Origin of the sequence: Mameliella sp. LZ-28, from assembly GCF_012274245.1 — a bacterium.
GTDB classification, from domain to species: Bacteria; Pseudomonadota; Alphaproteobacteria; order Rhodobacterales; family Rhodobacteraceae; genus Antarctobacter; species Antarctobacter albus.
Genome location: NZ_JAANYX010000032.1, coordinates 133,687 through 155,959 on the forward strand (window position 1 = coordinate 133,687; position 22,273 = coordinate 155,959).

Sequence of the window (22,273 nt, forward strand, 5' to 3'; positions counted from 1 at the left end):
CCCACGCAACAAACCTGTGCCGCGTCAGCGGCGCCGCTGGATCACGGGGGACACGGATGACTTGCCTCCCCGAAAAGACCACCCGCAACCTCGGGCTTGTCATCGACCTCGACACCTGCGTCGGCTGTCATGCCTGCGTGATCTCCTGCAAGGGTTGGAACACCGAGAACTACGGCGCGCCGCTCTCGGACCAGGACCCCTACGGCGCCGATCCCTCTGGCACCTTCCTCAACCGCGTGCACAGCTACGAGGTCCAGCCCGACAATGCCCCGGCGCAACTGGTGCATTTCCCCAAGTCCTGCCTGCACTGCCAGGACGCCCCCTGCGTCACGGTCTGCCCCACCGGCGCCAGTTACAAGCGCAGCGAGGACGGCATCGTGCTGGTCAACGAATCCGACTGTATCGGCTGCGGCCTCTGCGCCTGGGCCTGCCCCTATGGCGCCCGCGAACTGGACCTTGCCGCGGGCGTGATGAAGAAATGCACGCTCTGCATCGACCGCATCTACAATGAAAACCTCCCCGAGGAGGACCGCACCCCCGCCTGCGTGCGCACCTGCCCGGCGGGCGCGCGGCATTTCGGCGATCTCTCCGACCCGGAAAGCGACGTCTCGCGCCTGGTGGCCGAGCGCGGTGGAATGGACCTGATGCCGGAACAGGGCACCAGGCCCGTCAACAAGTACCTGCCGCCGCGCCCGCGCGACAGCTGGCAAGGTGAGGTCGACGTGTTGGCCCCCTTCCTCGAACCGGTGGCCGAGGAACCGCGCGGCCTTCTCGCCTGGATCGACAAGACGCTGGAGAAACTCTGAATGCACCCGGCGCCCTCGATCATCGCCTTCACGACCTTTTCCGGCCTCGGCCTCGGCCTGCTGTTCTGGCTGGGGGTCGATCCGGAGGCGCCGACCGGCTGGATCGGATTCGCCTTCTTCCTAATCGGCTACCTGCTGGCGGGGGGCGGGCTGATGGCCTCCACGCTGCACCTTGGTCGCCCGGAACGGGCGCTCAAGGCCTTCACGCAATGGCGGTCAAGCTGGCTCTCGCGTGAGGCATGGACGGCCTGCGCGGCGCTGATCGTCATGGGCCTATATGCGGCGCTGCTGGTATTCTTCGGGGTGCAAGTGCATGTGCTGGGCTGGCTGGGGGCGCTTCTGTGCCTTGGCACCGTCTTCACCACCTCGATGATCTATACCCAGCTCAGGACCGTGCCGCGCTGGCATCACTGGTCGACGCCGGTTCTGTTCCAGCTTTACGCCCTGGGCGGCGGCGCCCTGCTGTCAGGGCGGGTGATCACCGGCCTTGTGCTAGTCGGGCTGGCGGCTCTGGCGCAGGCGGGCTGGTGGCTTGCCGGGGACCAGAGGCTCGCCGCCTCGGGCACCACCATCGAAAGCGCGACCGGGTTGGGCCATATCGGCCGCGTCCGGGCCTTCGAGCCGCCGCACACCGGCAGCAACTACCTGCTGCGCGAGATGGTCTTTGTTGTCGGTCGCAAACACGCGCAAAAACTGCGCCTGATTGCGCTGGGGTTGATGGCGGTCCTGCCCGCGCTCCTGCTTCTGCTGCCCTTCGGGCATTGGCTGGCGGCTGTCGCGGTTCTAGCCCATGTGGCGGGGGTGCTGGTCTCGCGCTGGCTGTTCTTTGCCGAGGCGGAACACGTTGTCGGCCTCTACTACGGCAAACGCTGAGGCAGGCCTATTTTGACCGTCCGAAGAGGCCCTTTACCCGGTCGCCGCCTTCATCGAGCTTGTCACCCGCCGCGTCCAGAACCGGGTCCACCCGGTTGCGCCAGAACCGAAGCCAGCGCACGCGCAACGCCCAGTAGAGCGCGGCCAGCGTCACCAGGATGATGATGTTCAGCCAGGGAATGATGCGCACGTCGGGGCCTTCGACCTCGCGGATCGAGACGGCGTTGGGAAAGATCGAGATGAACTCGTTGCGCCAGCCGTAATGCCGGATCGCCACCCATGTCGGGTTCTCGGCGGTCGACCGCAGGTCCGCCGCCTCGGCCTGCAGGTTCGAGGTGTCGAACTTGAAATAGGGCGGCCAGCCCCAGCCGGTGTCCTCGTTGCGGTAGACCATGATGTCGTTGTTGGCCCGCCGCGTCTGGATGAAAAACACGTCGCGCGGCCCGCCCGGCGCGCTGCCGGTATTGGCCTGCGACCAGAACCAGGGGTTGTCGCTGGGGTTCTCGCGCTTTTCGTAGGTGTCGGTGATCCGCGCCACGTCATGCTGGGGCAGCGTGTAGTGCAGGAAACCCGCCACCAGCAGCCAGAACAGAACGATCAGGGTCCATTTCACATATTTCATGCGCGCGGCGCCTTTCAGTGGAAATTCGTCAGATACACGATCAGGGTCACGAGGCAAAGGGGCACGGCATAGACCAGGAGCACAAGGGTCCGATGGCGCCGGCGGTCGAATTCCTCCAGCGCGTCGCGCACGTAGTCCTCTTGCGATCGGGTCTCGCCCGGGTCGGCGGCCCAGTCGGTTTCCAGCAACTCGCGGCGCCGGGCGCGCAGATAGAACCACAGCGACCCGTAGACCACCGTGAGCACGACCGCCGCCATGATCAGGAACCGCGCCAGTGCGAACATACCCAACCTCCTGATGTTGAGGTGATACGGGTGGCGTTAAAAATCAACGGTGAATGCGGGCAAACGCGATGTCAGAGCAGGAAAAGACCCGGGCTGTCACCAGACCGCCGTTTTCCAGCGGCGCGGTGCGGTGCTGACGACAAGCAACAGGACGGGCCCCCAGATCAACACCGCGCTGGCGCCCAGCCGCAGGAAATACCCCAGCGACGCGCTGGGAGCCTGCCCCAGCAGGTCCCAGACCCGCGCGTCCTCGATGGTGTAGAGCAATGCAAATCCCGCCGAGGTCAGCAGCCAGACCAGCAAGGCCGAGATCACGGTTGTCGCGGCCAGGGCGCCCAGGCTCTCGGGTAGGATCGCCTCGACCCCGCGGGTGACCAGCACGGTGACAAGCATGAGGCCCAGAACGGGCAGGAGAAGTTGAAGGATCATGTGGACAAGGATGGGGGCGGAGCGCCGCGCATTCAACGGGCAGGTTATTCCCGACCTTGCCGGAATGCGCGTCGGGCGTCAGGGTGTGTCCAGGAATTGACAGGGAGTATTTCCGTGACCCGCACTTTTGCCGTTTTGATGCTGACCGCCTTTGCCCTGCCCGCGCAGGCCGACGATGTTTCGGACCTGATGGAATCGGCGCTCAAGGCCTACGAGGATGGCGACATTCAATATGCCCTCGACGAACTGGACATGGCGCGTGCCAAGCTGTTGGAAATGAAGACCGCCAGCCTGGGCAGTTTCCTGCCCGATGCGCCGGATGGCTGGACCCGCGAGGTCAATACCGAGATGAACCAGGGTCTGGCCATGATGGGCGGCGGCGTCGGCGCCGAGGCGACCTATACCGATCCCGGTGGCGAGCGGATCAAGATCACGCTGATGGCCGACAACCCGATGGTCATGAGCATGTCGGGCATGATTGCCAATGCCGCGATGATGGGCATGAAGACAGAGCGGATCCAGCGCCAGAAATTCGCCATCCAGGACCGGCAGATGATGGCGCTGATCGCCAATCGAATCCTTGTCCAGACTGACGGCGACCCGGACAAGACCCGCCCGCTGCTGGACATGATGGATTTCAACGAGATGGCGCAGTTCGGTTTGTGATCCGGCCTTTGATCCGGCCTGCGGTAAGGCGGGGCGACGCCCCGCCTCTCCCCTGATCTGTCGCGGGTTTCCGGCCCGGTGAGGTCCCGGGGCAAGCCCGGGACGGGGGCGCATGGCGGGCGGTTCAGCCCACCACGTTGAAGCCGGGTCCGTAGGGGTAGCCTGTGATGTTCTCGGCGCCGCCCTCGGTGACGACCAGGATGTCATGCTCGCGGTATCCGCCGGCGCCGGGCTGACCCTCGGGGATCGTCAGCATCGGTTCCATCGAGATCACCATGCCCGGTTCCAGCACCGTGTCGATGTCCTCGCGCAGTTCCAGACCCGCCTCGCGCCCATAGTAGTGCGACAGCACGCCGAAGGAGTGGCCGTAGCCGAAGGTCCGGTATTGCAGCAGGTCGCGCTCGGCGAAGAAGGCGTTGATCTTGCGGGTCACCTCGGCGCAGGAGACACCCGGCTTGAGCAGGCTCATGCCGTATTCATGCGCGCCGACATTGGCCTCCCAGACCTCGAGGCTGGCGGTGTCGACCTCGCCCACGAAAAGCGTGCGTTCCAGCGCGGTGTAATAGCCAGAGATCATCGGGAAAGTGTTGAGCGAGAGGATGTCGCCGCGTTCCAGCACCCGACCCGTGACCGGGTTGTGCGCCCCGTCGGTGTTGATCCCGGACTGGAACCAGACCCATGTATCGCGGTACTCGGCCTCGGGGAACCGTCTGGCGATCTCCAGCTCCATCGCGTCGCGGCCAGCCATTGCCACGTCGATCTCTCTTGTGCCCGGCCTGATCGCGTCCCGGATGGCGTAGCCGCCGACATCGGCCACCTGGGCACCGTGGCGGATCAGGGCGATCTCGGCCGGTGATTTGTGCATGCGCTGGCGCATGGTGGCGGGGGCGATGTCGCTGGTGCTGGCGGGGGCAAGGAAGCTGTCCATCAGCGCCTTTTGCGCCAGGGTCATGTGATCGCCTTCATAACCCAGCGCCTTGCCGGTGCCGGTGACCGAGGCGATGGCGCGCCAGTAGTTGTTCCTCTCCCAGTCGGTATAGGTGATGTTGTCGCCGTGGCAGCGCCGCCAAGGCTGGGCGGCGTCGATCCCGGCGCTGATCGTCACGCTTTCGGTTTGCGTCACGACAAGGCCGTAGGGGCGCCCGAAGCTGCAGTAGAGAAAGCTCGAGTAGTAGGCGATGTTGTGCATCGAGGTGAAGATGGCGGCATCGAGCCCGGCCTCGGCCAGTGCGGCGCGCAGACCGGCAAGCCGGGCCTCGTATTCCTCGGGCGCGAACGGCAGGCACTTCTGCCCCTGGTGAAAACGATAGTGTTGGGGACGTTCCATGAAACCCTCCTGAGGCGCGGCGGGGCCTTCCTCTACCGCGCTGGCAAAGCAAGGTCCCGGCGTTCAGGACGGTTGAGGGGCTGAAAAGTGGCGACGCCATCGCCTGCCCGTCGACAGGATGCTGCGTTGCGGCAGGATGTGCAAGTGTCTCGGCGACAAAAGCCATGTCGTTTCCGGATGAGAGGCCTCCGGCGATCTGGTTGCCGTGGGATGCGAGGGGCCAGCCCCTCGCGCTCCCCGGAGGTATTTGTGGCCCAAAGAAACACAGGCGGCCTGCCTCAAGGGCGTCAGACCTCTCCCCAGATCTCCTCGGCACAGCGCACCACCAGCTCCAGCTTGCGGCGCTGGTCGTCGGGGTTGATCGCGTTACCATGTTCGGTCGAGGCAAATCCGCATTGCGGCGCGATCCCCAGCTGGTCGATGTCGGCGTATTTCGAGGCTTCCTCGATCTTGGATTTCACCCAGTCCACCGTTTCCAGCTCGGCGGACTTGGTGGTGATGAACCCGGGCATGACGCGCTGCTTGCCCTTGGGCAGCAGGCGCAGCGGTTCCAGCCCGCCGGCGCGGTCGGTGTCGTATTCCATGAAGAAGATGTCGACGCCGGTGGAAAAGATCGCCTCGGCGGCGAGGTCATAGGCGCCCGTGGCGGCGTGGGTCGACTGGAAGTTGCCCCGGCACATGTGCATCCCGATCACCATGTCCGTGGGCCGGTCGGCGATCGCGTTGCGCATCATTTCGGCGTATTTCCCGATCAGCCAGTCCGGGTCCAGACCGGCCTGTTCCTTTTCGGCCCGGTGTTTCGGATCGCAGAGATAGGCGAAAAAGATGTCGTCCATCTGCAGGTAACGGCAACCGGCGGCGTGAAAGGCCGCGACCGCCTTCTGGTAGGTGCGGGTGATGTCGGCAAAGAGCACCTCGAGATCCTCGTAGGGTTTGTGCCGCACGCGCGCCGGGTCCAGCCGGAAATGCAGGCAGGACGGCCCGGGGATCGAGATCTTGGGGCAGACCGTGCTGTGCTCCGCGACAAAGCGGAAATGATCCAGCATCGGGTGATCCTCGGGGAAATCCAGCGGGCCGGTCACGGCCGGAAAGACACCGGGTGTCTTGACCCCTTGAAAGCTGAAGCCTTCGCCCTCGTCTTCCTCGATCTCGTAGTTGGTCAGCATTCCCATGAAATCATAGTGCCAGAAGGCGCGCCTCGCCTCGCCGTCGGTCACCGCCTTCAGGCCCACGTCTTCCTGCATGGTGATCAGAGCGGGAATCTCGGCGTCCTCGATGGCCTTCAGTTCGGCGCCGGTGATGCCCTTGGCGCGCGCCTCGGCCACCGCCTGCGGGCGCAGGAGGCTGCCGACGTGATCGGCGCGGAAGGGGGGTGTGGGTCTGTCGGTCATGCTCTGTCCTCCCGGAGTGTCCGGGCAAAGAGTGCCCGGAATCCGTCCCCTTGGGAACAGCGAAGGCGGGGGTCAGGTTCCGGCGGGTTTCAGCCAGAGCTTGTATTCCAGAACCGCGCCGGCATCGCGGGCCGCGCGCAGCTTGGCCCGCATCAGCGCATAGGCGCGCTGCGGGTCGCGGTGATCCTGCCAGTTCTCGCCGTCGGCATCGGCGCCGATGATTTCCCAGCCGACCTCGCGCACCGGTTCGCGGAACCGGGTCGCCACGGCCTCCATCATCTGCACGCCTTCGCCGAATTTCAGCGCGTAGCGGGCCAGCGCATCGGCGCGGGCGGCGTCCAGCCAGGGCGTGCCCTTGCCCGATTGCGCGGCCCGGCGCCATGTCTTCAGCTCTGCCTCCGAGGGGCCACCGGACGGAGAGAGGAAATCGGGGGCAAAGACCCTTGGATCACGCGGTCCGATCATTCGGGAAACAACTCGTAGAGGGTGGTGTGCAACAGCTGTGGGCGGGCGCCGAACCGGACCACCACGGTGTCCCGGGCCGGCAGGAGATAGACCACCTGGCCGCCGTGTCCGGCCATGTAGGAAAAGGGACCTTGCAGGGCCTCGTCGGGACGGTCCAGCACGTCGTGGCGCAGGTGTCCGCCATAGGCCCCGGCATGGCGCACAGCGGGGGCGAGGTCCGGCAGGATCCAGTCGCGCCACAAGGTGTCGGGCAGGAACGGGTGCGCCCCTGTGCCGTTCTGCAACAGGTAGTGTGCAACCTTCGCCCAGTCGCGCGGGGTAGCATAAAGACAGCAATAGGCAGAGACGCGCCCGCTGTTCGGGTTTTCGCGCCATTCTGCCGGGGCTGCGCCTGAGGGTTGCCAGATCTGGGTGCTGAGCACCTGCGGCAGCGGGGCATCATGGACCTTTTCGACCACCAATCCCAGCAGCGCGGTATTGGCGCTCTGGTAATGAAAGCTCCCGCGCAGGTCCGGGTCCGGGCTCAGTCGGAGCAAAAGCGTCTCGATTCCGAAGGCATGCAGCCGCGCAACTGGTCCGAAGGGCGAGAAATCGGCGTCGTCCAGCGGCGCCTCCTTGTCCAACTTGGGTGGCTCATACCCCAGCGACAAGCCAGAGGTCATGTCCAGAACCTCTCGCAGGGTGACGGCGGGCGCCTCCGGCCCGATCAACTCGGCCAGCGGGGTATCCAGGCTGTCGATCCGGCCTTCGGCATGGGCACGCAGCACCAGGGCGCCGACCAGCGACTTGACCAGGGAGTAGGAGTTCAGGCGGGTCTCGGGCCCGATGCCGGGGCCATAGACCTCGTGCACAAGCTGCCCGTCCCGCATCAGCAGCAAGGCCCGGCCTTCGCTGTCGGCGAAAAGCTGCGCCGCCGGTGCCGGCAGGGGTGCACCCTTGGGCAGGGGGGCGCCGGGGCCGTCCACCAGGGCAAAGGTGCCCTCGCCGGTCCAGACCGGCGGGGGAAATCCCTCTTGCCAGAGCGCGGGCACCTGCGGGGCAAAGAGCATCAGCCCCCCGCCCGCCAGCGCCAGTACCGTGACCGCGGCAAGCGCGATATGGACCGCGGGTCTCACACGCTCATGCAGATGTATTTCAGCTCAAGGTAATCCTCGATCCCGTGGTGGCTGCCCTCGCGGCCCAAGCCGGATTGCTTGACCCCGCCAAAGGGCGCGACCTCGGTCGAGATGATGCCCGTGTTGACGCCGACGATGCCGTATTCCAGCGCCTCGGCCACCTTGTAAACGCGGCTGAGATCCTTGGCGTAGAAATAGGAGGCGAGGCCAAAGATCGTATCATTGGCCATCCCGATCACCTCGTCCTCGTCCCTGAACCGGAACAGCGGTGCCATCGGACCGAATGTTTCCTCCTGCGCGACCTTCATGTCCTGGGTGACGCCGGTCAGGATCGCCGGGGTGATGAAAGTGCCGTCCTGTACCTCGCCGCCCTGCAACAGGGTGCCGCCGTTGCTGGTGACATCGGCGATATGTTCGCGCACCTTGTCGACGGCGGCCTGGTTGATCAGCGGGCCAAGGTCGGTGCCCTCCTCTAGACCGTCGCCGACCTTCAGTTTGGCAACCGCTGCCGCCAGCTTCTCGGCAAAGGCGTCATAGACCCCGTCCTGAACGTAGATCCGGTTGGCGCAGACGCAGGTCTGGCCGTTGTTGCGGAACTTGCAGAGGATCGCGCCCTCGACCGCCGCGTCCAGGTCGGCATCGTCGAAGACGATGAAGGGCGCGTTGCCGCCAAGCTCCATCGAGCATTTCAGAACCTGGTCGGCGGCCTGTTTCATCAGGATGCGCCCCACCTCGGTCGACCCGGTAAAGGTCAGTTTGCGGACCCGAGGGTTCGCGCAGAACTCCTTGCCCACCTCGGACGACCGCGAAGAGGTGACGATGTTGAACACGCCCGCCGGGATGCCCGCACGATCCGCCAGCACCGCCAGCGCAGTGGCCGACAGCGGCGTTTCGGCGGCGGGCCGCCCGACAAAGGCACAGCCGGCGGCCAGGGCGGGCGCGGCCTTGCGGGTGATCATCGCGTTGGGGAAATTCCACGGCGTGATCGAAGCGGCGACGCCGATGGGCTGTTTCAGGACGGTGATGCGCTTGTCGCGCTGGTGGCCCGGGATGGTCTCGCCGTAGATGCGCTTGGCCTCTTCGCCAAAAAACTCGATGAACCCGGCGCCATAGGCGATCTCTCCCTTGGCCTCGGCCAGGGGCTTGCCCTGTTCGGCGGTCATGATCAGGCCAAGGTCGTGCTGGTTTTCCATGAGCAGGTCGAACCACTTGCGCAGTACGGCGGCGCGTTCCTTGCCGGTCCATTTCGCCCAGTCCTTCTGCGCGGCATGAGCGGCCTCGATAGCCTCGCGTACCTGCGCACGGCTCAGGTCGGCGACCTCGGCGATCACGTCGCCGCGCGCCGGGTTGGTGACGTCGAAAGTGGCATCTCCTTCGATCCAGCTGCCGTTCACATAGGCGCGGGCCTCCAGAAGGCCGGGATCGGACAGAAGGCTCTTCAGATTGGTGGCATCGTCGCGCATTCTCAGTATCCTCCGTTCAGGTCTGGCACAGGCTGACCACCCTGTGCGCGGGAAGTATAGGCCCAAAATGGAGAAAGACATGGACCTCGACGACGCATATGCCAACGCCGCTCACATCCCGGGGGCAGAGGCTTATCCGCCGCGCTGGGCTGCCGAGGCCGAGACCTATCGCAAGCGGCTGGCGGTTGCGGGCAAGGCGCGGCTGGGGCTGATGTACGGGCATGGGCCGCGCCAGGCGCTGGACCTCTTCCTGCCGGATCGGCCGCCTGAAGGCCTGGTGGTCTTTGTCCACGGCGGCTACTGGCTGCGCTTCGACCGCTCCAGCTGGTCGCATCTCGCCGAAGGCGCGCGGACGCGCGGCTGGGCGGTCGCCATGCCCTCCTACGATCTCTGTCCCAGGGTGCGGATTTCCGACATCACCCGCCAGGTGGCACAGGCGATTGCCGTGGCCGCCGCCGAAGTTCCGGGGCCGATCCGGCTGACGGGGCATTCCGCGGGCGGGCACCTGGTGGCGCGCATGGGGGCGGTGCTGGCGCCCGAGCTGCTGGCGCGGGTGGCGCATGTCATGCCGATCTCGCCGCTTTCGGACCTGCGTCCGCTGATGCGGACCTCGATGAACGCGGATCTCAAGATCGACGACGCCGAAGCCCGCGCCGAAAGTCCGATCTACGCCCCGCCGCCGCCCATGCCGGTAACCGTCTGGGTGGGGGGAGACGAACGGCCCGCCTTTCTCGACCAGGCACGGAAACTGTCGCAGGTCTGGGACTGCGGCCTGGTGATCGACGAGGGCAGGCATCATTTCGACGTGATCGACGCGCTGGCTGATCCCGAGAGCGGAATGGTGGTCCGGCTGCTCGACCTGTAGCGCCAGTTGACATGCGGGTTTTGGGGTATTTGGACCAAGAAGAAGCGCTTAGGACTCGCCTGTGTTTCTTCTTGGTCCAAATACCTCCGGGGGTGAGCCTGAAAGGCGAGGGGGCAGCGCCCCCTTGTCTGGATCCCCGCAGGGTGCGACGCCAAAAAAATTTGGGTAAGGTATCCAAGGATTGCGCCGCGTCCTGCGTCTCACTCATGTGATGCGCATGGATGTCAGCGACGAATCCCTTGCCCGAGCGGCGGCAGATGGTGACCGGCAGGCCTTTGCGCTGCTGGTCGAACGGGTCTACGACCGGGTCTATGGCTACGCGGTGAAACTCACCGGCAGCCGGACCGAGGCCGAGGACCTGGCGCAGGATCTCTGCGCGGCCCTGCCCACCAAGCTGCAGAGCTTTCGGGGCGAGGCGAAGCTGACGACCTGGCTTTATCGCATCACGGTGAACGCCGCCCGGGACAGGTTCCGACGCGCTGCCACACGCGCCCGGGCCGCCGATGGCTGGGGCGACTGGGAACTGGCGCGCCAGGCCGAGATGGCCGAGACGGCAGAGCGCGTGGATTGGCTGATGCAGGCCATGTCGGGCCTTGCGGTCGATCTGCGCGAAACCCTTGCGCTGGTCCTGGACGGGGTGACCCACAAGGAAGCAGCGCAGATCCTCGAGGTTTCCGAGGGCACCGTCAGCTGGCGGATCTCGGAGGCCAAGAAGAAACTGAAGGCGATGCAGGAGGCCGAGGCATGAGCGACGATCTGGACGATCTGAAACGCGCATTCGACGCGGCCCTGCCCAGGGCCGACCCCGACACGCGTGCCGAGGCCATCGCGCTGGCGATGAAAAACTTCGACCGCGCCCAAGAAAGCGATGCGCTGGCGCGTCAGACCTCTGAACCCACCCGAGAGGGGGGCGTTTTCAGAGGAGCCAGACAGATGCTTGCCAATATTTCGAACCGTGGATTTCTGACCGCCACCACCGCCATTGCCGCCGTCGCGATGGTGGCCCTGATCCCCGTCCTGCGCGACAGCCAGCCTCCTGAACCGGATATCTTCATTCCGGGCGAAGGTGCGCGGACCGTGCTCGAGAGCGCCCCCGTGGCCGATCCGGCCCCTGTGGTCGAGGAGGTTCCGGAAGCCGCGGATGTCTTGTCCCGAGATGCGCCGGTCGTCTCGACCAGCCGAAAGTTTGATCCCTCGGTGCGTCAGTCCGGTCCGGTCAACCAAGGCCGCCCGATGGCAGACCCGTCGCCGCAACCTCCGGCGCCACCCGCAGGCGCCGCGCGAAACCGGACCATCGCCCCTGCCTCGCCCGGGGCGGGGGGTGGGATCAGCCTGGAAACCGGGGTGCTCAACCTCAAGCACAGCGCGCCCGCGCCGCTGCCGGACCCGGTGATCGTACAGCCCGAGCCGAACACCGAGGCCTTCCCCGAGGCCGATGACAACCCGATCAAGGTCACGGCGGAATCGCCGGTCTCGACCTTCTCGATCGACGTCGATACGGCCTCTTGGGCCTTCATTCGAAACGCGCTGAACCGGGGTCAGCTGCCGCCGAAGGACGCGGTGCGGATCGAGGAGATGGTCAACTATTTCTCCTACGATTACCCGGCCCCCGAAGGGGATGCGCCCTTTGCGACCCATGTGGGTGTCAGCGACAGTCCCTGGGTCGAAGGTACACAGATAGTCCACATCGGCTTGCAAGGCATCCTGCCCGAGGCGCGGCCGCCGATGAACCTGGTGTTCCTGGTGGACACCTCCGGTTCGATGAACAGTGCCGACAAGCTGCCGCTGCTCAAGCAGAGCTTTCGCCTGATGCTGGGCCAGTTGGGCGAGAATGACACCATCGCCATCGTCACCTACGCGGGCAGTGCCGGCCTTGCGCTGGAACCCACCAAGGCGACAGAGCGCGAGACGATCCTGGCCGCGCTGGACACGCTGCACGCGGGCGGCAGCACCGCCGGGCAGGCGGGGCTGCAACAGGCCTATGCCACCGCCGCGCAGATGGCACGTGATGGCGATGAGGATGCGATCAGCCGGGTGATCCTGGCCACGGATGGCGATTTCAACGTCGGCATCAGCGACCCCGATGAGCTCAAGGACTTCATCGCCGACAAGCGCGACGAGGGCACCTACCTGTCGGTGCTGGGCTTTGGCCGCGGCAACCTGGACGATGCGACGATGCAGGCGCTGGCGCAGACTGGCAACGGCATCGCCTCCTATATCGATACGTTGGCCGAGGCGCAGAAAGTGCTGGTGGACCAGCTGACCGGCGCGCTGGTGCCGATCGCCGATGACGTCAAGATCCAGGTCGAATGGAACCCGGCGCTGGTCGCCGAGTATCGCCTGATCGGCTACGAGACCCGTGCACTGAAGCGCGAAGATTTCAACAACGACAAGGTGGACGCGGGCGAGATCGGCGCCGGCCACCAGGTGACGGCGCTTTATGCGATCACTCCGGTCGGGTCGCCGGCACGCATGACCGATCCGCTGCGCTACACGGCGGGGGATGCGGCGCCTGTCGCGGATGATACGGGCGAATTGGGCTTCTTGCGTCTGCGCTACAAGGCGCCCGGCGAGGACACCAGCAAGCTGATCGAGACGCCGATCATGGCCGATGCCGCGCCCCTGGCAGAGGCGGACTGGGCGCTTGCCATCGCCGGGTTCGGCCAGATCCTCCGCGGATCCGACCTGATCGGTGACTGGAGCATGGGCGACGCCATCGCGCTGGCGCAGGGCGCGCGTGGCGAGGATGCCTTTGGCTACCGGCAAGGGGCGATCACGCTGATGCGCCTGGCGCAAAGCTTGCAACAGTGAAACCCGTCCCGGCCCTGCGCCGGGACCTCCGTGCCCCCGTGCCTGTCGCGGGGGTATCCCTGCTCCGGTGACATATGATCTTTCCGTCACCAAACCGTCACGCACCTGTTACCTCTTGGCGCCTATGCCCCCGGTACCAATCAACAGGGGGACTCCATGCATTTCCGCGCCCTTTGCCTGACGAGCGTTCTGGCCCTTGCCGCCAGCGCCGCCACGGCAGACATGAATTTCAACCGCATCGCCTCGTTCGGCACCTACCTGAACATGGCCGACGGCGAAGACCTTGCCCGCACGTCTTCGGCAGAGATCATCGCCGCCACCGCAGATGGCATGACGCTGGTCTACACCGACAGCCCGCTGGGCGTGATCGGCCGCGTCGATATCACCGATCCCGCCAACCCGGCTCCGCTGGGCAACGTGGCGCTGGACGGTGAGCCGACCGCCGTCGGCGTCGTGGGCAGCACGGCCTTCGTCGGCGTGAACACCTCGGCCAGCTTCACCGATCCCTCGGGTCACCTGGCGATCATCGACGTCCTGTCCGGGGACATTACCGCCACCTGCGACCTCGGCGGCCAGCCGGATTCCGTGGCCGTGTCCAAGGATGGCACCCGCATCTCCATCGCGATCGAGAACGAGCGGGACGAGGACCTGGGCGATGGCCGCGTCGGCCAGCTGCCTGCCGGTTTCCTGGTGATTGGCGAGATCAAGGGCGGTGCACTCTCCTGTGATGACCTGGTCAGGGTCGAGATGACGGGCCTTGCCGACATTGCCCCCGAAGACCCCGAGCCCGAGTTTGTCGACATCAATGACCTCGGCGAGACCATCGTCACGCTGCAGGAAAACAACTATCTCGTGATCGTGGGCGCCGATGGGTCCATCATCAACTATTTCTCCGCCGGTGCCGTCGATCTGGACAGGATCGACACGCTGGACGAGCGCGGCTCGCTCGACTTCGACAAGTCGCAGAAGGGCCGCAAGCGTGAGCCCGACGCCGTCAAGTGGATCGACAGCGATCATTTCGCCATCGCCAACGAAGGCGACATGGACGGCGGATCGCGTGGCTGGACCATCTTCTCGAAAACCGGCGACGTGGTCTATGAGTCCGGCGTGTCCTTTGAACACGCGCTGATCCAGATCGGCCACTACCCGGACAAGCGGTCCGACGCCAAGGGTGTCGAGCCCGAGTCGATCGAAACCGCCGTTTTCGACGGCACGCCGATGGTCTTTGTCGGTTCCGAGCGCGGCTCTGCCGTGGGTGTCTACGACGTCACCGACCTCGCCAACCCGGTTCTGAAACAGATCCTGCCTTCGGGCATCGGCCCGGAGGGCTATGTTGCCATCCCGTCCCGCAACCTGCTGATCTCGGCCAACGAGGAAGACCTGGTCGAAGACGGCGGCGTGCGTGCGCATGTCATGATCTTCCAGTACCAGGACGCCGACGCGATGTACCCGACGCTGACTTCCGAAGGCGCAGAGCAGCTGATCGGCTGGGGCGCGATCTCGGGCATGGTGGCGGATGCGGACGGCATCGTCTGGGCCGTGAACGACAGTTTCTACGGCTTCCAGCCCTCGATCTTCAAGATCGACACCACGCAGACCCCGGCGCGCATCGTTGACGTGATCCGCGTGCATCGCGCCAATGGCGACGCCGCGCAAAAGCTGGACCTTGAAGGTATCACGCTGGATGGCAATGGCGGTTTCTGGGTTGCCTCCGAAGGCCGGACCGAACGCGGCATCCCGCACGCGATCTACCACGTCACCGCCGACGGCCTGATCAAGACCAACTCGGCCGAGATCATGATCCCCGCCGCGCTGACCGCCGTCGAAAAGCGCTTTGGCTTCGAGGGCATCACCCGCGTCGGCGACACGCTCTGGATGGCGGTTCAGCGTGAATGGAAGGACGACCCCAAGAACCACGTCAAACTGGTCTCCTACAACATCGAGACCCAGGAATGGGGCGCCGTGCTCTACCCCAAGGCCGAGCCGGCCAAGGGCTGGGTCGGCCTGTCCGAGATCGTGGCGCATGGCGACTTCATGTATGTCATCGAACGTGACAACCAGATCGGTGCCAATGCCGTCACGAAAAAGGTCTACCGCATCCCGATGGCCGACATGCAACCCGCCGCGCTGGGCGGCGACTTGCCCGTCGTGACCAAGGAAGAAGTCCGCGACCTGATCCCCGATCTCGCCAGCTACGGCGGCTATATCGTGGACAAGGTCGAGGGGCTGGCGATTTTCCCGGACGGCACGGTCTGGGTCTCGACGGACAACGACGGCGTGGACGACAGCTCGGGCGAAACCTTCTTCTGGATGTTCAAGCTCTGAGGGCACCGGCTTTCCGGAACACGAACGCCCTGCGGGAGACCGCGGGGCGTTTTCACATGCGTAGGGCGGGGTTTCCCTGCCGGTCTTCCAGTTCGAAACTCCGTGCAGAATTTTGGCGCATATGGGTTCAGAGAAGCCTTGGCTTTTGCCACCTCTCCCGCAAACCCAAGGGCAATGACGCAAGATAATGCATCTGAGCGCCGGAAACCGGCATCTTCGGGAGGGAAGCACATGTTCCATAGGGGTCCAACCCGGTCGCAGCGGGTAACATCTTGAACGCGCTCGAAGCCACGCTCTATCGTGGCCGGATCGGCCGCCGCCGTTTCATGCAACTGGCCCTTGCCACCGGGGCCTCGCTGAGCGCGGTGTGCGCGATGGCGCAAGAGGGCGGCGATGCCGCGATCACCCAGCTTTACAACGCGCAGAACCTGCGAGACAGCTATGCCTACATCGTCGTCGGTTCCGGTTCCGGCGGCGCCACCGTCGCGGGCCGGCGGGTGAATATCCCGCAAAGCTATCTCTACCCGGTGCTGAAACAGGGCAATGTCACGCTGCTGACCGGGACCGAGGCGACGACATTGATCATGGAGGGCACGACCTGCAAGGGTGTGAACTTCGTCCAGGACGTACAGATGAAATCGGCCCGCGCGCCCCGCGTGATCCTTGCTGCGGGTGCGATCAACACGCCCAAGATGCTGGTGCTTTCGGGCATCGGCCCCAAGGCAGAACTCGACCGGATCGGCGTGCCGGTCACGGTCGACCTGCCCGGCGTCGGCCAAAACTTCCAGGATCACGTCCTGCTGGCGGGCTGCATTTGGGAATACAACGAGCCGCTGCCGCCCCGGAACTCTCTGGCCGGGGCCACCTTCTTCTGGAAGAGCGACAGCGCGCTCGACAGCCCGGACATGCAGCCCTTCCAGATCGTGGTGCCCTACGCCACCGAGGTCACAGGCCCGTCCTATGCCCCCCGCCGGGGCATGGACCCTGTCGCCCGGCCTTGTCCGCCCCAAAAGCCGGGGCCGCGTCTACCTCACGTCGAACGACCCGATGGCCCAGGCCAGGGAGGACGCGCAGTTCCTGTCGCATCCCGACGATCTCACGGCGGTGGTCCGCTGCATCGAGTTCTGCCGCGAGATCGGCAATTCCGGTGCGATGAGGGAGTTTGTCAAACGCGAGGTCATGCCCGGCGCGCTTTCACCCGCCGAGATGCAGGATTTCGCGAAAAATGCCGCCGGCACCTATTTCCACGAAAGCTGCACCTGCAAGATGGGCGCCGACGAGATGTCCTTGGTCGACGCCAACCTGTCTGTCTACGGGGTCGAGGGGCTGAGCATCGCCGATGCCTCGATCATGCCACACGTTACCACCGGCAACACCATGGCGCCCACGGTCATCATCGGCGAACGCGCCGCCGACATCCTGCTGGCCTGAGCGCCGGGGCAACCCACCCCGCCCCTGTTTCTTCTTGGCAAAAATACCCCTGGGGGGAGGACCCAAGGGACGGGGGGCAACGCCCCCTCACTCCGGATGGGACAGCAACTCCGGCAGGGCCTCTGCCAGTAGGTCCCAGACGATGCGCACGCGCGGGCTGGTCCGCAACTCGCGGTGCGCGACCAGCCAGATCGGAAAGCGAAAGGTCACGTCAGGCAGGACGCGACGCATCTCGGGCGCGGCGTCGCCCAACCCGCAGGGGACGGTGCCCAGCCCCACGCCCATGCGGGCCATTTCCCAATGCACCGTGTGCGAAGAGGTCAGGACCGGGAACTGTGCCGGTGTCACCGGGATGCCGCGTTTCTGCAGCGCTTCCATGAACTGGGTGTTGTCGGCAAAGCCGATGAACTCCGCGCGGGCGAGGTCGGCGGGATCGGTGATCGGGCCCAGCCGCTCCAGGTAGTCGATGGAACCGTAGAACGTGCCCTCGTCCTCGCCCACCCGCTTGGCGATCAGGTCCGGCTCCTCGGGGCGGGCGTTGCGGATGGCGATATCGGCCTCGCGGCGGCGCAGGTCGCGGATCTCGTTCGAGGCGACAACCTCCAGCGTGATCCCCGGCGCCACGTCGCGCAACCGCCGCGCGATGCGCGGCATCAGCCAACTGGAGTAGACCTCTGACGCGGTGACGGCCACATGACCCGAAGCCGCCTGCGCCTGGCCAGAGGCGGCCAGCGACACGCCGACCGCCGCCTCGCCCATCGCGCGGACGTGGCCCATCAGCTGCGTGCCTGCCTGGGTCAGCACAAGGCCGCGCCCGACCCGTTCGAACAGCACCAGCCCCAGCTCTTCCTCCAGCGCCGTCACCTGCCGGCCCAGCGTCGGCTGGGTCATCCCCAGCGCCCGTGCGGCAGCAGAAAGCGAGCCCTCCTCGGCGGTGACGAGAAAGGCCCGTGCGCGGTTCCAGTCGAAGGTGACAGAGCGCCAATCCATGCAAGAATGCATGGCGATGGCGGCCCGCTTGTCAATAGCGCAGTGATCCCGCAGAAAAACGCCCCGGACGAATTGTCCGGGGCGCGCACTACTCACACGAGGGTCTTGGGATCAGTTGACGGCTTCTGCGTCAACGACGTCCTTCTCTACCATTTGGGCGTCCGGCCGGGCGATTGCAATGCGCCGCGGTTTCAGGGCCTCGGGAATCTCGCGTTTCAGGTCGATGTGCAGCATGCCGTTTTCATGCGTCGCACCCTGGACCCGGACGTGATCAGCCAGGTGGAACCGGCGTTCAAAGGCACGGGTCGCGATGCCGCGATGCAGGTAGGACTTGCCTTCATCGTTGTCGGCCTTGCGGGCCGAGACCACCAGCGCCTGTTCCTTCACCTCGACCGACAGGTCCTCGTCGGCGAAACCGGCCACGGCAATCGAGATGCGGTAAGCGTCATCGGCGGTCTTTTCGATGTTGTAGGGGGGATAGCCCGGCTGCGCGGTGTCGCTGGCCAGAACGCGGTCCATCAGGTCGGCAATCTGGTCGAACCCGACAGTGGCACGGTAGAGCGGGGCAAAATCGAAATGTCGCATGGAATCCTCCGTTTGAGCGATACCTGTCTGTGGTGCGCCTTCCCTCATGGGACAGGCGTCGAAAGCACCGGAACCCTGTCATAGGCGTCCCGGTGACATTGAAATTGGGGAGCGTTCGGAGCGGTTTCAAGACCCTCAGGGCCGGACGAACCGCGCCCCAGTTTCTCGCCGGTCTCCGGCTGCCAGACGGTCCAGCCCCGCGCCGGGGTCGCGGTTGGCGGCCAGCGCGCTCTTCAGCGCGTCCAGCGGCGCGCCCAGCCCGCTGGCCAGGGCCACGGGTTTGCCGTTGGCCTGCGCCTTGGACGAGACCACGGAAACGATCTGCGCCATCCCGTCCTGCAACCGGAAGACCGGAGAACCGGAGGCCCCGAAATCCACCACGCAGGAGAGCACCAGCATCCCGTCCTGCCGCGCCAGAACCTCGCAGGTTTCCTGCAAGGACGGCGCCTCGGACCGGTCGCGGGCATAGGAAACGACGCCCACCTCTTCGCCCTTGGACGGGCCGGGGCCGACGGCAAAGGGCGTGATCGTGGTGTTGCGGATCGGGTGCTGCAACTCGATCAGCGCAAGGTCGTGGCGAACACGGTCCGTGCTGGCCTGTGCGCCATAGACGAAATCCGGATGCGGCACCGCCTTGCGCACCAGCCGGTAGGCCGCCGCGCGCCCGTTGCGCCATCCGGCCAGGAACTGCATATCCTCGACCGAGACGCGGTTGCCGGTATCGGGATCATAAAGGCAATGCGCCGCCGTCAGCACCAGCCGGGGCGCAATCAACGCACCTGTGCAAAAGGCGCTGCCGGCGATCTCGATCCGTCCGACCGCCTCCCATCCGCGGCCGTCCTCGGCCGTTTCCATGCTGAAAAGACCCTGGGCCCCCGCAGAGGTGCCCAGCAGCCAGAGAGAGAAAACCAAAAAGAGCCGCACTGAACCGTCCTATACTTTTGGACATAAATTTGCACGGCATCTGGGCAAAATTGAGGCAAAGACGCCGCAATTACAGACTGTTCTTGTCAGGTCAACGATCGCGGTTTCGGCCCCCCGGTCGCCCAGTCCAGCAGTTCGACAGTATGCACCACGGGCACCTCGGTGCCGCTGCCGATCTGCATCATGCAGCCGATGTTCCCGGCGGCGATGACCTCCGGCTTCTTGGCCTCCAGCGTGCGCACCTTGCGGTCTTTCAGCTTGGCCGAGATTTCGGGCTGCATCAGGTTGTAGGTGCCCGCGCTGCCACAGCACAGGTGGCTGTCGGCCGGTTCCACCACCTCGAAACCCGCGCGTTTCAGCAGGTCCTTGGGCGCTGTCTTGACCTTTTGCCCATGCTGCAGGGAACAGGCGGCGTGATAGGCCACCCGCAGGCCCTTTGTCTCACCCTCGGGGATTTCCAGCCGGGTCAGCAGTTCGCTGATGTCCAGGGCGATCCCCGCCACCCGCGCCGCGTCATCGGCCAGCGCATCCTGCGCGAACATGTGGCCGTAGTCCTTGACCGTTGTGCCGCAGCCAGAGGTGTTGATGACGATGGCGTCCAGCCCCTCTCCGTCCATCTCGTCCGTCCAGGCGCGGATGTTCTTCGCCGCCGTCGCGTGGCTTTCGCCGGTCTTTCCCATGTGATGCGTCAACGCCCCGCAACAGCCGGCACCTTTCGCCACTACCACCTCGCAGCCCAGCCGGGTCAGTAGGCGGATTGTGGCATCGTTGATGTCCGTGTTCAGCGCCTTCTGGGCGCAGCCGGTCATCAGCGCCACGCGCATCCGCCTTTCCGCCTTGGGCGCGAAACTCTGCGGATCATCGTTGCGGCTGACTGGCGGGATCCTGTCGGGCGCCATGTCCAGCATGGCGCGCAGCCGCGCGTCAGGCACCATCCCGCGCAGGGGCTTGCCGATCTTCGCCGCCAGCAGCGCCAGCCGGAACCGGCCCGGGTAGGGCAGGATGCGCGCCAGCAGCCAGCGCAGCGCCTTGTCGTGCCAGGGCCGGTCATAGTGCTTCTCGATATAATCGCGCGCGTGGTCGACCAGGTGCATGTAATGCACACCCGACGGGCAGGTCGTCATGCAGGCCAGACAGGACAGGCAGCGGTCGATGTGCTTGACGGTCTTCTCGTCCGGGACGCGCTCGTTTTCCAGCATGTCCTTGATCAGGTAGATGCGGCCACGCGGGCTGTCCAACTCGTCGCCCAGCACCTGGTAGGTGGGACAAGTCGCGGTGCAGAACCCGCAATGCACGCAGCTGCGCAGGATCTGGTTGGCGCGCGCGGTGCCCGCGTCCTTCAGTTGCTCTTCGGTGAAATTCGTCTGCATGTCAGTCCATCATCTGGGCCAGGGCAAGGCCAAACCAGGGGAGCGCGCAGGCCAGCAGCGCGCCGCGTTTCGTCCATCGGCTGTTCGCCGCACCGGGCAGCCGTCGCCTCAGGGCCTGCGCCACCATGACCACCGCCAGCACCCAGCCGGTCCAGAGCGCGGCCAGCGAGGCCAGGGCCGACCTTTCCTGCAGGTACAGCGCCAGTGCCGAGGCTATGAAGACCGCCAGCGCCAGCCCGATCAGCGCGCCCAGGGTGTTGGGCAGTTGAAACAGCACCGCGCCCAGCAAGGGCGCCGCGACAAATCCCATGACAAAGAGGATCAGGGCCGGATTGGCCATCAGGCCATGATCCCCGGGTTCAGCATGCCGCGCGGATCGAACCGGGCACGGATGCCCGCGCTCAGCGCCGCCACGGCGGTCGGTTCCGGCTGGAACACCGGCAGCTCCAGCCGCGTCTGTTCCGAGGCGCGGATCAGCGTCGCATGCCCTTGAAGTCCCTTGGGCCGCAGGTCGGTGCCGGGTGCGCTTTCCACCCAGATCAACCCGCCACCCCAGTCGTACAGCACGCGTTCGACCGGATGCGACGCCCGCAAGCGGGCCACCAGCCCCGGCGCCTCGCTGGGCCGGACGGAGAACTTCCAGACATCGCCGCCGGTGCCCTGCATGATCTCCACGTCCCGCACCCAGCGCCAGAGCGCGGCAACCCGCTCCGGGTCCGTCTCGACCCGGACGGAAAACTCCGTGAGCATCTCCTGCAACCGCCCGGTGCGATAGGCGACCGACCCGGCAAATCCCTCCAACCGCAACAGGGTCAAAGGCTGCTCGCCCGGCCCGCCCGGCGCATGGGCCGCGCCCGTCACCTCGTAAGGCGAGGTCAGTGCCCGGCTCATCACCTCCTGCGCGCCCGCCTCGTCCAGCCCGTCGATCATAAGGCAGGCGGCGGTTTCCGGCACCGGCAGCACCTTGAGGCTGACCTCGGTCAGCACTCCAAGGGTGCCCCAGCTGCCGCACATCAATTTGACCAGGTCATAGCCGGTGACATTCTTCATCACCCGGCCGCCGTTCTTGACCACCTGCCCGGCGCCATCGACGAACCGCACACCCAGCAGGAAATCCCGCGCAGCACCCGTCTGCACCCGGCGTGGACCGCTGACATTGGCCGCCACCACGCCGCCAATCGTCGGCTCGCCGGACGTCCCCAGCAGCCCGCGATGATCCATCGGCTCAAAGGCCAGGCGCTGTCCCTCCGCCGCCAGCGCGCCTTCGATCTCGGCCAGCGGCGTGCCTGCGCGCGCCACCAGCGTCAGCGCGCCCGGCTCGTAAAGCGAGACACCCGACAGGCCACCCGTCTCCAGAACCGCCGCCGCGCTGGTCACGCCCACGGCCCGCGTTCCGCCGCCGCGAATGTGAAAGGGGTCGCTGGCGCTTCCGATCACCTCGGCCAGGTCTGCTTCGCTCTCTGGTCTCATGCGCCACGCTCCTGGCTTCTTCTTGGTAAAAATACTCCGGGGTGTGGGGCTGGCCCCACTC

The 22,273-nt window shown here is 65.7% G+C and carries 22 protein-coding genes and 1 pseudogene; 9 read left to right on the top strand and 14 right to left on the bottom strand.

The annotated features are described in order from the left end of the window. Nucleotides 1-56: 56 nt before the first annotated feature. Complete coding sequence (locus G9Q80_RS15855; RefSeq protein ID WP_088714619.1) at nt 57-806, top strand: 4Fe-4S dicluster domain-containing protein; 750 nt, start codon at nt 57-59, stop codon at nt 804-806. Then, a complete protein-coding gene (locus G9Q80_RS15860) occupies nt 807-1,679 on the top strand; it encodes a dimethyl sulfoxide reductase anchor subunit family protein (protein WP_088714620.1) in 873 nt (290 codons plus the stop codon). 7 nt (nt 1,680-1,686) lie between these two features. On the opposite strand, the gene G9Q80_RS15865 is transcribed toward G9Q80_RS15860, so the two are convergent. The 3 genes from G9Q80_RS15865 to G9Q80_RS15875 all read right to left on the bottom strand — a co-directional run bounded on the left by G9Q80_RS15865 (nt 1,687) and on the right by G9Q80_RS15875 (nt 3,014). Continuing rightward, nucleotides 1,687-2,301, bottom strand: coding sequence for a DUF1523 family protein (locus G9Q80_RS15865; RefSeq protein WP_069210479.1), 615 nt, complete (start codon nt 2,299-2,301; stop codon nt 1,687-1,689). Nucleotides 2,302-2,315: 14 nt separating this feature from the next. After that, entirely contained in the window at nt 2,316-2,585 is a 270-nt protein-coding gene (locus G9Q80_RS15870) for a hypothetical protein (RefSeq protein ID WP_088714621.1), read from the bottom strand. Nucleotides 2,586-2,681: 96 nt separating this feature from the next. Beyond that, complete coding sequence (locus tag G9Q80_RS15875) at nt 2,682-3,014, bottom strand: hypothetical protein (protein ID WP_133065696.1); 333 nt, start codon at nt 3,012-3,014, stop codon at nt 2,682-2,684. Nucleotides 3,015-3,128: 114 nt separating this feature from the next. Between G9Q80_RS15875 and G9Q80_RS15880 the strand changes: the two genes are divergently transcribed. Beyond that, complete coding sequence (locus G9Q80_RS15880) at nt 3,129-3,680, top strand: hypothetical protein (RefSeq protein ID WP_043140367.1); 552 nt, start codon at nt 3,129-3,131, stop codon at nt 3,678-3,680. A 124-nt stretch (nt 3,681-3,804) separates the two neighbouring features. Here the strand turns inward: G9Q80_RS15880 and G9Q80_RS15885 are convergent, their stop codons facing one another. The 5 genes from G9Q80_RS15885 to G9Q80_RS15905 all read right to left on the bottom strand — a co-directional run bounded on the left by G9Q80_RS15885 (nt 3,805) and on the right by G9Q80_RS15905 (nt 9,441). Then, the gene (locus G9Q80_RS15885) at nt 3,805-5,007 is read right to left on the bottom strand and encodes an aminopeptidase P family protein (protein ID WP_088714622.1); all 1,203 of its coding nucleotides are present in this window, start codon (nt 5,005-5,007) and stop codon (nt 3,805-3,807) included. Nucleotides 5,008-5,294: 287 nt separating this feature from the next. Further along, nucleotides 5,295-6,398 (bottom strand): 5-methyltetrahydropteroyltriglutamate--homocysteine S-methyltransferase, encoded by a 1,104-nt coding sequence (locus G9Q80_RS15890; protein WP_088714623.1) that lies wholly within the window; start codon nt 6,396-6,398, stop codon nt 5,295-5,297. A 72-nt stretch (nt 6,399-6,470) separates the two neighbouring features. Then, the gene (locus G9Q80_RS15895) at nt 6,471-6,863 is read right to left on the bottom strand and encodes a hypothetical protein (protein ID WP_069210484.1); all 393 of its coding nucleotides are present in this window, start codon (nt 6,861-6,863) and stop codon (nt 6,471-6,473) included. After that, complete coding sequence (locus tag G9Q80_RS15900) at nt 6,860-7,978, bottom strand: serine hydrolase domain-containing protein (protein WP_232788171.1); 1,119 nt, start codon at nt 7,976-7,978, stop codon at nt 6,860-6,862. Before G9Q80_RS15900 ends, G9Q80_RS15895 begins: the two co-directional genes overlap by 4 nt. Next, the gene (locus G9Q80_RS15905; RefSeq protein ID WP_088714624.1) at nt 7,975-9,441 is read right to left on the bottom strand and encodes an NAD-dependent succinate-semialdehyde dehydrogenase; all 1,467 of its coding nucleotides are present in this window, start codon (nt 9,439-9,441) and stop codon (nt 7,975-7,977) included. Before G9Q80_RS15905 ends, G9Q80_RS15900 begins: the two co-directional genes overlap by 4 nt. A gap of 79 nt (nt 9,442-9,520) precedes the next feature. Between G9Q80_RS15905 and G9Q80_RS15910 the strand changes: the two genes are divergently transcribed. From G9Q80_RS15910 to G9Q80_RS27905, 6 genes and pseudogenes are all read left to right on the top strand, one after another. After that, nucleotides 9,521-10,306, top strand: coding sequence for a hormone-sensitive lipase (locus G9Q80_RS15910; RefSeq protein WP_088714625.1), 786 nt, complete (start codon nt 9,521-9,523; stop codon nt 10,304-10,306). Nucleotides 10,307-10,523: 217 nt separating this feature from the next. Next, nucleotides 10,524-11,054, top strand: coding sequence for an RNA polymerase sigma factor (locus G9Q80_RS15915; protein ID WP_043140697.1), 531 nt, complete (start codon nt 10,524-10,526; stop codon nt 11,052-11,054). Then, entirely contained in the window at nt 11,051-13,117 is a 2,067-nt protein-coding gene (locus G9Q80_RS15920) for a vWA domain-containing protein (protein ID WP_088714626.1), read from the top strand. The genes G9Q80_RS15915 and G9Q80_RS15920 overlap by 4 nt, the downstream gene beginning before the upstream one ends. 156 nt (nt 13,118-13,273) lie before the next feature. Continuing rightward, nucleotides 13,274-15,442 carry an esterase-like activity of phytase family protein gene (locus tag G9Q80_RS15925; protein WP_088714627.1) on the top strand — a complete coding sequence of 723 codons (2,169 nt, stop codon included), beginning with the start codon at nt 13,274-13,276 and terminating at the stop codon, nt 15,440-15,442. A 374-nt stretch (nt 15,443-15,816) separates the two neighbouring features. Then, a pseudogene (locus G9Q80_RS28765) lies at nt 15,817-16,179 on the top strand (GMC family oxidoreductase N-terminal domain-containing protein); the annotation flags it as partial. A 223-nt stretch (nt 16,180-16,402) separates the two neighbouring features. Then, nucleotides 16,403-16,873, top strand: a complete 471-nt coding sequence (locus tag G9Q80_RS27905) for a GMC oxidoreductase (protein ID WP_198549970.1) — start codon at nt 16,403-16,405, stop codon at nt 16,871-16,873. A gap of 87 nt (nt 16,874-16,960) precedes the next feature. On the opposite strand, the gene G9Q80_RS15935 is transcribed toward G9Q80_RS27905, so the two are convergent. From G9Q80_RS15935 to G9Q80_RS15960, 6 genes are all read right to left on the bottom strand, one after another. Further along, nucleotides 16,961-17,863 (bottom strand): LysR family transcriptional regulator, encoded by a 903-nt coding sequence (locus G9Q80_RS15935; protein ID WP_172431223.1) that lies wholly within the window; start codon nt 17,861-17,863, stop codon nt 16,961-16,963. 111 nt (nt 17,864-17,974) lie between these two features. Beyond that, nucleotides 17,975-18,448, bottom strand: coding sequence for an Hsp20 family protein (locus G9Q80_RS15940; RefSeq protein ID WP_043140388.1), 474 nt, complete (start codon nt 18,446-18,448; stop codon nt 17,975-17,977). Nucleotides 18,449-18,583: 135 nt separating this feature from the next. Further along, nucleotides 18,584-19,372, bottom strand: coding sequence for a trypsin-like serine peptidase (locus G9Q80_RS15945; RefSeq protein ID WP_416045622.1), 789 nt, complete (start codon nt 19,370-19,372; stop codon nt 18,584-18,586). Between the two features lie 86 nt (nt 19,373-19,458). Further along, nucleotides 19,459-20,742, bottom strand: coding sequence for a glycolate oxidase subunit GlcF (gene glcF, locus G9Q80_RS15950; RefSeq protein WP_088670631.1), 1,284 nt, complete (start codon nt 20,740-20,742; stop codon nt 19,459-19,461). A 1-nt stretch (nt 20,743) separates the two neighbouring features. Next, a complete protein-coding gene (locus G9Q80_RS15955) occupies nt 20,744-21,082 on the bottom strand; it encodes a hypothetical protein (protein WP_088714628.1) in 339 nt (112 codons plus the stop codon). Then, complete coding sequence (locus G9Q80_RS15960) at nt 21,082-22,212, bottom strand: FAD-binding protein (protein ID WP_088670629.1); 1,131 nt, start codon at nt 22,210-22,212, stop codon at nt 21,082-21,084. The genes G9Q80_RS15955 and G9Q80_RS15960 overlap by 1 nt, the downstream gene beginning before the upstream one ends. Between the last annotated feature and the right edge of the window lie 61 nt (nt 22,213-22,273).